The sequence below is a fragment of the Gorillibacterium sp. sgz306347 genome, assembly GCF_059735245.1.
On sequence record NZ_JCAPET010000027.1, the window covers coordinates 54,115 to 63,630 of the forward strand.

The 9,516-nt window shown below is 56.4% G+C and carries 8 protein-coding genes; 1 reads left to right on the forward strand and 7 read right to left on the reverse strand.

What is annotated here, in order from left to right; all coding sequences use genetic code 11:
* The first annotated feature begins 140 nt into the window (after positions 1-140).
* Complete coding sequence (locus AC6I6H_RS15135; RefSeq protein ID WP_497954748.1) at positions 141-536, forward strand: DUF1573 domain-containing protein; 396 nt, start codon at positions 141-143, stop codon at positions 534-536.
* 146 nt (positions 537-682) lie between these two features.
* On the opposite strand, the gene pssA is transcribed toward AC6I6H_RS15135, so the two are convergent.
* The 7 genes from pssA to AC6I6H_RS15170 form a co-directional block, all read right to left on the reverse strand.
* Positions 683-1,381 (reverse strand): CDP-diacylglycerol--serine O-phosphatidyltransferase, encoded by a 699-nt coding sequence (pssA, locus tag AC6I6H_RS15140; protein ID WP_497954750.1) that lies wholly within the window; start codon positions 1,379-1,381, stop codon positions 683-685.
* Between the two features lie 66 nt (positions 1,382-1,447).
* A complete protein-coding gene (disA, locus tag AC6I6H_RS15145) occupies positions 1,448-2,518 on the reverse strand; it encodes a DNA integrity scanning diadenylate cyclase DisA (protein WP_497954751.1) in 1,071 nt (356 codons plus the stop codon).
* Positions 2,519-2,623: 105 nt separating this feature from the next.
* The gene (gene radA, locus AC6I6H_RS15150) at positions 2,624-3,991 is read right to left on the reverse strand and encodes a DNA repair protein RadA (RefSeq protein WP_497954752.1); all 1,368 of its coding nucleotides are present in this window, start codon (positions 3,989-3,991) and stop codon (positions 2,624-2,626) included.
* 248 nt (positions 3,992-4,239) lie between these two features.
* On the reverse strand, positions 4,240-6,666 hold the full coding sequence (gene clpC, locus AC6I6H_RS15155; RefSeq protein WP_497954757.1) for an ATP-dependent protease ATP-binding subunit ClpC: 2,427 nt from the start codon (positions 6,664-6,666) through the stop codon (positions 4,240-4,242).
* A 40-nt stretch (positions 6,667-6,706) separates the two neighbouring features.
* Positions 6,707-7,783: a protein-arginine kinase McsB gene (gene mcsB, locus AC6I6H_RS15160; protein WP_497954753.1), complete on the reverse strand. Its 1,077-nt coding sequence runs from the start codon at positions 7,781-7,783 to the stop codon at positions 6,707-6,709.
* Between the two features lie 16 nt (positions 7,784-7,799).
* Positions 7,800-8,315 carry a protein-arginine kinase activator protein McsA gene (gene mcsA / locus AC6I6H_RS15165; protein ID WP_497954754.1) on the reverse strand — a complete coding sequence of 172 codons (516 nt, stop codon included), beginning with the start codon at positions 8,313-8,315 and terminating at the stop codon, positions 7,800-7,802.
* A gap of 12 nt (positions 8,316-8,327) precedes the next feature.
* A complete protein-coding gene (locus AC6I6H_RS15170) occupies positions 8,328-8,792 on the reverse strand; it encodes a CtsR family transcriptional regulator (protein ID WP_497954755.1) in 465 nt (154 codons plus the stop codon).
* Positions 8,793-9,516: the final 724 nt, after the last annotated feature.

The window sequence follows — 9,516 nt, forward strand, 5'->3', positions numbered from 1 at the left end:
GTTTTTACCAGTATGGTCCAATCGCGCCGCGACTAAACCTTGGCCGCGGACGCCGCTCACGCCCAAGAAAGTCAAATTGAATTATGGGAACGGTTTCGCTATAATGGCCTTAACGCCATTCCTATCATCGGGGTGAAAAGATGAACTCGCTCAGCTTGATGCAATTCCAGGACCAGGTCTCGGAGCTTCTGCTCCGCCACCGCAGCGTCCTTGACGTATTGTCCAAATACACCCAGTCCAACGCCGCGGCTCAGCGCTCCGTCGCCAAAGCCATTACCGAATGCGGCTGTATCCAGGTACACGCCGGCAAACAGCATTATTCAAACGAGATGACAATTGAAGACGCCAAGAAAGTGCTGGAAACGCACATGACCGGAGAATTGTGCGAGAATTGCGTGGAGGCCGTCGCTTCCGAGCTTGGCAAAAATCTGTTCTACATGGCGTCCCTCTGCAACCTGCTCGGGGTTGATCTTCAGAAGGTGCTGGAGGACGAATCAAAGCGCTGCGCGACACTCGGCTTTTTCAATATGTCCTGATGCTCTCCTTGCGCATAAAGACAGGTTAACGCAACCAACAAAAAAACCTCTCCGCCGGTTCGAACCGGTTTGGAGAGGTTTTCCTTTTGTTTCGGGATGCCCGCCGTCAGCCGGCGAGCCGATTTCGGCGCTTGAAGCCGAAGCTGTCAGCGCTTGCGCTTGAACCCCATAAACGTGCCGTAAAGCGCATAGATCACCAGCGGCACAAAAATGAGGCGGGACAAATAGTTCGGGAACAGGATGACCATAATGAGCGCGACGATCACGCAGCCGAGTGCGATCATGGCGGCGCGGCGCGTCAGGCGGACTTTCTTGAAGCTCGGGTATTTCACCCGGCTTACCATCAAGAAGGACAGGAGCAAAGAAGCCGCTACCAGCACGTAAGACGACAGTCCTTCATGGAAAAGCGCCAGGGTGCAAAGAATCACGCCCGCAGCCGGTATCGGAAGCCCGACAAAAAAACCGGGAGGCGCTTCGATGACGTTAAAGCGCGCAAGCCGCAGCGCTCCGCAAATCGGAAAGATGGCCGTTGCGATCCAGGCGACCGGAGGATTCAGCTCCCCGTAGGCCACCACGTACATAATAAAAGCGGGAGCAACGCCAAATGAAATGACGTCGGATAACGAATCCAGCTCCTTGCCGAATTCGCTTTGCACATTTAACGCTCTGGCAAGCCGGCCATCGATGCCGTCCATCAGCATCGCGATGATAATGATGATGGAGGCCAAATTGGAATTGTCAATCTCGGGAAACACCGGCGTGTCGTTCAGGACCAGGATGATGGCGATGATACCTAAAAACAGGTTCAAGACCGTAAACATGCTGGGAACCGTTTTTCGCAGCATTCTCTGCCCACCTTTTTCAATCACCGGCCCGGGCCGGCTTCCTTAACCTAACAAATTGTATGGAATTTAAATTTGTCTGTCAATGAATACTTGCTCTTGAAACCTCCGAAGCCCTTCCTTGATGGCGCGGGCGCGAACTTCCCCAATGCCGTCCACATCGTCCAGCTCCTCGATGGAAGCGGAGATAATATGGGGAAGCGACTCGAACTTCTCCACCAGGTTGGAAATGATGATGGAGGGCAGACGGGGAATCTTGCTGAGCACGCGGTATCCCCGCGGCGCAATGGTTTCATCCAGAATGGTGCTGGTGACCGTGTAGCCGAGCAGACGGACGATGTGATGAAAATCGAGCAATTCGTCCGGAGACAGCTTGGCGATGCCCGCCTTGAACTCTTTGATCTTCTCTTCCGATTGCTCCCGGCAGTAATCCTTGATGAGCAGCACCGACTCATGCTCGATGTTGTAGACCAGCTCCTCCAGCTGCATGCTGATGAGCCGGCCTTCGCTGCCCAGTTCGTTGATGTACCGGCGGATTTCGGCTTTGACGCGAAGAACCATCTCCACCCGCTGCAGAGCGTGGACCGCGTCCTCGAAGGTGACCGCCTCTTCAAATTCCGACGCCCCCAGGTTGATCAGCGTCTGATCGAGCACCGATTTGTACTTTTCCAGCGTCTGCATGGCCTGATTCGCCTTGGTCAGAATGACGCCCATATCTTTAAGGGAGTACCGGAGGTTTCCTTGATACAAGGTAATGATATTGCGGCGCTGGGAGATAGACACGACCAGCTTTCCGGTTTGCTTGGCCACCCGCTCCGCCGTCCGGTGCCGAATGCCCGTTTCATTGGACGGCATGCTGGGATCGGGGTTCAGCTGCGTGTTGGCGTAATGGATTTTCTTCACGTCTTCGCTTAAAATAATGGCCCCGTCCATTTTGGCCAGCTCATACAAAAAGTTCGGCGTGAAGTCGCAATTGATGGCGAAGCCGCCATCCGCCAGCTCCATCACCTCCGGGCTCTGGCCCACGACAATCAAAGCGCCGGTTTTCGCGCGCAGCACGTTTTCCAGCCCGTCGCGGAACTGCGTGCCCGGCGCCACCAGCTTCAGAATCTTGCTTTTGATCTCTTCTTCCTTCGCCACGATATCCCCCCGTCTTTCTCTCGCGCAAGTCTAATCATATTCCGGCGTTTCTTTGTTATTCTCACCTTATATCGGCCGCTCAACCCTTATTTATGAAGAGATTGTTCAATCAAGCGCGGCGGCAAGCGCCTCCGCAACCGTATGCACCCCGACGATGTCGATGCCTGCGGGCGGCGTCCACCCCTTCAGACTCCGGGCCGGCACAATGGCCCGGCGAAAGCCGAGCTTTTGCGCTTCCCGGATGCGCTGATCGATCCGGGACACGCCGCGCACTTCGCCCGTAAGCCCGATTTCTCCGAAAACAACGTCCTCCGGGCGCGTCGGCCGGTCTTTAAAGCTGGATGCGACGCTTACGGCGACTCCCAGGTCCACGGCCGGCTCGTCGAGCCGGACACCGCCCGCCACGTTCAGGTAGGCGTCCTGGCTTTGCAGGAACAGGCCGATCCGCTTCTCCAACACCGCCATGATCAGGGTCAGCCGGTTGTAGTCAAAGCCGGTGGACATCCGCCGGGGCGAAGGAAAATTGGTCGGCGAAACAAGCGCCTGCAGCTCCACCAGCACCGGCCGGGTTCCTTCCATGCTTGCGACAACCGTGGAGCCCGCCACGCCTTTCGGCCGTTCGGAAAGAAACAGCTCCGACGGATTGGCGATTTCGGCCAGGCCCGATTCGCGCATTTCAAAAATGCCGATTTCGTTGGTCGAGCCAAACCGGTTTTTGACGGCTCGCAGCAGCCGGTACGTATGATGCCGTTCCCCTTCAAAATAAAGCACGCAGTCCACCATATGCTCCAGCAGGCGCGGACCGGCAATGGCTCCTTCCTTGGTGACGTGGCCGACCAGCACGATGGCGGTTCCCCGGCTTTTGGCCAGCCGCATAAAATGGGACGTGCATTCCCGCACCTGGGATACGCTACCCGGAGCGGAGGCAATCTGGGGATGGTAGACCGTTTGAATCGAGTCGATGACGACAAAATCGGGCTCCACTTTGGCGATCGCGTCGTCGATGCGTTCCAGGTTGGTCTCGCAGAGCACATAAAGCGACGGGGAGAGCGCCTCCAGCCGGTCCGCGCGCAGCTTCGTCTGCGCCGCCGATTCCTCCCCGGACAAATACAGCACCTTCAACCCCTGCTTTGTCAGTGCATGAGAAGCTTGCAGCAGCAGGGTGGATTTCCCGATTCCGGGATCGCCGCCCACCAGGATCAGGGAGCCCGGCACAATGCCGCCTCCAAGCACCCGGTCCAGTTCCTTGTTCGAGGTGCGGATGCGGGGATCGCGGGATGCTTCGATGTCCGTAATCGCCATCGCCCGGTCCTGGGAAAGCGGCTGGGAAAAGCTCATGCCCTGCGTTTTCACCGGCGTGTCCGGCTCTTCGACAAAGCTGTTCCAGGCTTCGCAACCCGGGCATTTGCCGAGCCATTTCGGCGATTCGTACCCGCACTCCTGACACGTAAATTTCGTTTTTGCTTTTGCCATTGCTTTCTCCTGTCTATAAAAAGCGGAAGACCCGCTGTGGTTGACTAACCAAAAGTGTACCATTTTGAGAACGTGGTGAAAACCCTTTGCCGGCGGCGGAGGGCCCAATTTATCCAGAAAAAACAATGGAAATAAAAGTTTCCGGTAGGCAAAAAGGCCCGATGTCCGCTCAATGCGGAATCGGGCCCTGCCGTTCCAGCTGCTTAAAGCCGCAGCTGCTGCTTCGTTTCACTTTGCCGGCCTATGGCTCAGGCGTTGCGCGCTACTTCCAGCTGGCCTTCCTTCACGTCGATGGTGAGGGAGTCGCCTTTGGCAATGTTGCCTTTGAGCAGCTCCTCGGACAGACGGTCTTCAATGTGCTTCTGAATCGCACGGCGCAGCGGCCTTGCTCCGAACGCCGGATCGAAGCCTTCCTTGGCGAGGAAGCTCTTCGCTTCGTCGGTCAGGATGAAATCCACCTCGTGCTCTTTCAGGCGCTTGCGCAGGTCTTCGGCCATGAGCGACACGATTTCTTGAATGTGGGCTTCCTCCAGGTTATGGAAGACGATGATTTCGTCAATCCGGTTGAGGAACTCCGGACGGAAGCTCTTCTTCAGCTCGCCCATGACTTTGTCTTTCATGTTGTTGTATTCTTTGCTCGTATCGTTGGCGGCAGTGAAGCCCAGCGTGGAATTCCTTTTGATTGTCTCCGCGCCGACGTTCGAGGTCATGATGATCAGGGTGTTGCGGAAGTCTACCGTCCGGCCTTTGGAATCCGTCAGCCGCCCGTCTTCCAGTACCTGCAGAAGAATGTTGAACACTTCCGGGTGAGCCTTTTCGACTTCGTCGAGCAGAACGACGGAGTACGGCTTGCGGCGCACCTTTTCGGTCAGCTGGCCGCCTTCCTCGTAGCCGACGTATCCCGGAGGCGCTCCGACCAGGCGGGACGTGGAATGCTTCTCCATGTATTCCGACATGTCGATGCGGATGACCGCATTCTCGTCGCCGAACATGGCTTCCGCCAAAGCGCGGGCCAGCTCGGTTTTGCCGACCCCCGTCGGGCCGAGGAAGATGAACGAGCCGATCGGACGCTTGACGTCCTTCAGGCCGGCGCGGGCGCGACGGATGGCGCGGCTGACGGAGCGGACCGCTTCATCCTGCCCAATGACTCTCTCGTGCAGGATTTCTTCCATCTTGAGCAGACGCTCCGTTTCTTCTTCCGCCAGCTTGCGGACCGGGATTCCCGTCCAGTTGGCGACCACATCCGCGATGTCCTCCGGCGTTACCTCGGAGTCCGTGCGGCCTTGGGTTTCCTTCCACTGGTTGCGGGTTTCCTCCAGCTCTTCGCGCAGCTTTTGCTCGGTGTCGCGCAGGGAAGCCGCTTTTTCAAATTCCTGGCTTTGCACGGCGGCGTCCTTTTCCTTGCGGATGTCTTCCAACCGGCTTTCCAGCTCCTTCAGCTGCGGCGGCGTCGTGTAGGAGCGCAGGCGCACCTTGGAGCCGGCTTCGTCAATCAGGTCGATCGCTTTGTCCGGCAGGAAGCGGTCCGGAATGTAGCGATCCGACAGCTTCACAGCCTGCACGATCGCTTCGTCGGTAATTTTCACCCGGTGATGCGCTTCGTAACGGTCGCGCAGCCCGTAGAGGATCTGAATGGCTTCCTCTGCGGTCGGCTCGTCGACGGTAATCGGCTGGAAGCGGCGCTCCAGCGCGGCGTCCTTCTCGATGTATTTGCGGTATTCGTCCAGCGTGGTCGCCCCGATGCATTGCAGCTCGCCGCGGGCCAAAGCCGGCTTCAGAATGTTGGAGGCGTCAATGGCGCCTTCCGCGCCGCCGGCCCCAATCAAAGTATGCAGCTCGTCAATGAACAGGATGATGTTTCCGGCCTGACGGATTTCGTCCATGATCTTTTTAAGCCGGTCTTCAAATTCCCCGCGGTATTTGGTGCCGGCCACAACCGATCCCATGTCCAGCGTCATGACGCGTTTTTCACGCAAGGTTTCCGGAATTTCATTGTTCACAATGCGCTGGGCCAGCCCTTCGGCAATCGCGGTTTTCCCGACGCCCGGCTCCCCGATCAGCACGGGATTGTTTTTGGTCCGGCGGCTCAGCACCTGGATCACGCGTTCGATCTCCTTGCTGCGTCCGATAACCGGATCAACGTTGCCTTCCTTGGCGAAAGCCGTCAGATCGCGGGCCAGACCGTCCAGGGTCGGCGTATTCACATTGGAGGACGCGCCGTGGTTGGCGGATGCCGACTCGCTGCTGCCCAGCAGCTGGAGCACTTGCTGGCGTGCCTTGTTCAGCGAAATGCCCAGGTTGTTCAGCACGCGCGCCGCAACGCCTTCGCCTTCCCGGATCAAACCGAGCAAAATATGTTCGGTGCCGACATACGTATGGCCGAGCTTGCGGGCTTCGTCCATGGAAAGCTCGATGACCTTCTTGGCGCGGGGCGTATAGGCGATGTTCGTCGGCTGCTCCTGCCCCCGGCCGATCAAGGATTCCACTTCGTCCTGAATTTTCTCCAGGCCGAGTCCAAGGGCGATCAGCGCTTTGGCGGCGATCCCTTCCCCTTCCCGGATCAAACCCAGCAGGATATGCTCCGTTCCGATGTTGTTGTGACCCAGCCGCACCGCTTCTTCTTGAGCCAATGCCAGCACTTTCTGCGCGCGTTCCGTAAATCTTCCAAACATAATCAATGGCACCTCCATTATAAGGTCTGTTCTGAAAAATGTTTTATTTCGCGCAATCGGCTTTGCCGGCGAGCTTTGAGCGAATCAGCTCGGCCCGACGGATGTCCCGGTTTTCGGGCGTCAGCAGCTCTCCCGTTGTCTTTTGCAAAAAGCCGGCTTGCGTCATAACCAAAAGCTCATTCATCGTTTCGGCCTGCAGGCAGTCGATCAAACCGAGATCGATCCCGAGACGGACGTCGGACAACCGCTGCATCGCTTCTTTCGAATCCAGGATCACCGCATGGGAGAGGATTCCGAAGGAGCGGAACACCCGGTCGGCCACGCGAAAACGCGATTCCGCCAGCAGCTTGCCGCGCGCGGCCCGTTCATGCTCGATAATTTGCCGGACCACGCCGTCCAGATTCTCAATGATTTCTTCTTCCGACTGCCCAAGCGTAATCTGATTGGATATTTGAAAAAGATTCCCCGAAGCCTCGCTGCCCTCGCCGTACAGCCCTCTGACTGCCAGACCGACTTGCGTCACCGCGGATAAGATCCGGCCGATCTGCTGGGTTATCACCAAAGCGGGCAAATGGAGCATCACCGATGCCCGAAGGCCCGTTCCGACGTTGGTCGGGCAGCTCGTGAGAAATCCCCGTTTTTCCTCAAACGCGTAATTCAACTGGCTTTCAAAAATATCGTCGATCCGGTTTGCCGTTTCCCAAGCCTCCCGGATTTGAAACCCGGGCTCCAGGCATTGAATCCGGATATGGTCCTCTTCATTGACCATAATGCTGACGGATTCGTTCTCGCTCAGGATGACGGCTCCGTTCCGGGACTCGCTGGCCAGACTGGGACTGATCAGGTGCTTTTCCACCAGCACGCGTTTTTCCAGATCGCTGACCTCCGACAAAGGAATAAGAGAAAACTGGCTCTCTTCCTTCAGCTCGCCGCTTTCCAGCACGGCGGACGCTTTCTCCAGCACCTCCCGCGAATGCTGATTCGTGGCCAACATGGGAAAAGCATAGTCCCGCAGGTTCCGTGCCAGACGAACCCGGCTGGAAATGACGGCGTCGGTGTCCGGCGCCTCGCGTTTCATCCACTCGCTGAGCGGCTGTTCGGTAAAACGATCCACTATCATCTGCTTTCGTACCCCCTTAGAGCTCGGAGATCCGTTTCTCCAACTCGCGAATCCGGTCGCGAATGGTCGCGGCTTCCTCAAACTCCTCGCGTTCGATATGCTCGGCGAGGTCCTTTTTGAGCGTATCCAAATCCCGTTTGCTCTGGACGATGCCTCCCGCCCGTTTAGGCACTTTCCCTGCGTGGGCCACGCTGCCGTGCACCCTTTTAAACAGCGGGTCCAGATGGCTGGAAAAATATTTGTAGCAGGAGCTGCAGCCGAACCGGCCCAGCTTGCTGAACTGGGCATACGTCAACCCGCATTCCTCACAACGCTCGGCCTGCGGCTTGGATGCCCCCGAAGCCATAAAGGCTTCATTATTCAGCAGACCCGAAAGCAAATTGTGAATGGAAAAACCGTTGGGCGTACCGGGAATCATCTCACCTTTTTCCCGCGCGCAGGTTTCGCACAAATGGGATTCCGTCTTCTCTCCGCCGACAATCTTGGTAAAATGAAGCGAAGCCGGGCGTTTCCCGCATTCCTGACACAACATCGGTATCCCCCCCTAACATTGGCTGAGCAAGGAGAGCAGCATCGCTTTCAGCAGGCGGGCACGAATTTCGTCGCGAAGCGGCAGCTTAAGCAGCAGAATCTCTCTGGAAACCGCCGCCCGCAGCAGATTGGCCTCCCGAGCGGTAACAAACCCGCCCTCCTCCAACTGGTAAATGAGCCCTTCCGAAGCGGTCTGGTCGATTTGCGACCCGATCGTCCCGAGAATATGATCCAGAATAACCCCATGGGACGACAACTGCACCTTCTGGATTCGAATGTACCCTCCTCCGCCGCGTTTGCTTTCAACAATGTAGCCTTTCTCCAGCGTAAACCGCGTGCTGATCACATAGTTGATCTGGGACGGGACACATTGAAACCGTTCAGCCAGCTCATTTCTTTGGATTTCGATAATGCCGGAAGGGCTCTGCATCAGAATATTTTTGAGATACTGTTCAATAATATCCGAAGCATTGCGCATCAGCTCACCCTCCGTTGTTTGTTTGCTTTGTCTACAAAGTCTTGATCAGGAATTCACCTGACTTTGACTTTCTTTGACCTTGAAAATATTATACCACGTTTTCGCCGGTTTTCAAGCAAGCCCCCCAAACCTTTTCTGGCCGAAAAAAATCACCGCTCTCCGTTTCATTATCCGCTTCCTGTTTTCCTTTTATACCGCTTCTTTAACCCTTTGAATCAGATCAAGCGATTGAACTTATGTCATTTTCTTTACAATCGTCCATACGTGCCCGGAATGAATGTCTTGCCTATCCGTCGCGTCCTGTCTTGCGTTTGACGAAGATAAGAACCTGAACGTAGTTGGGCAAGTTGTGCAACTCCCCTCTATTCCTTGGCGGCATTTAATCTACTCATTCGGGATTAAGCCCGCGTTGCGCCAACTCCAGCTCATCATCGGTCTGCCCCGCTAGCTTCCTGATTGGACTTCTGCCCCAATACCATTGTCAAGAAAATGCTATTTTCCTTATGGATCGTCCCATTTGCGCATCACCCGTACAAAACAAAAGAACCTGCGCAGGTTGCACAGGTTCTTCCGTTGCTTGGCGACGTTCGACTCTTCCGGGACTCAGCCCGCGTTGGTCCAACGCGCTTCGCGTTTGCTTGGCGACGTTCGACTCTTCCGGGACTCAGCCCGCGTTGGTCCAACACTAGGGACTGCTATTTCGTTCTGTTCCATTCCCGTACAA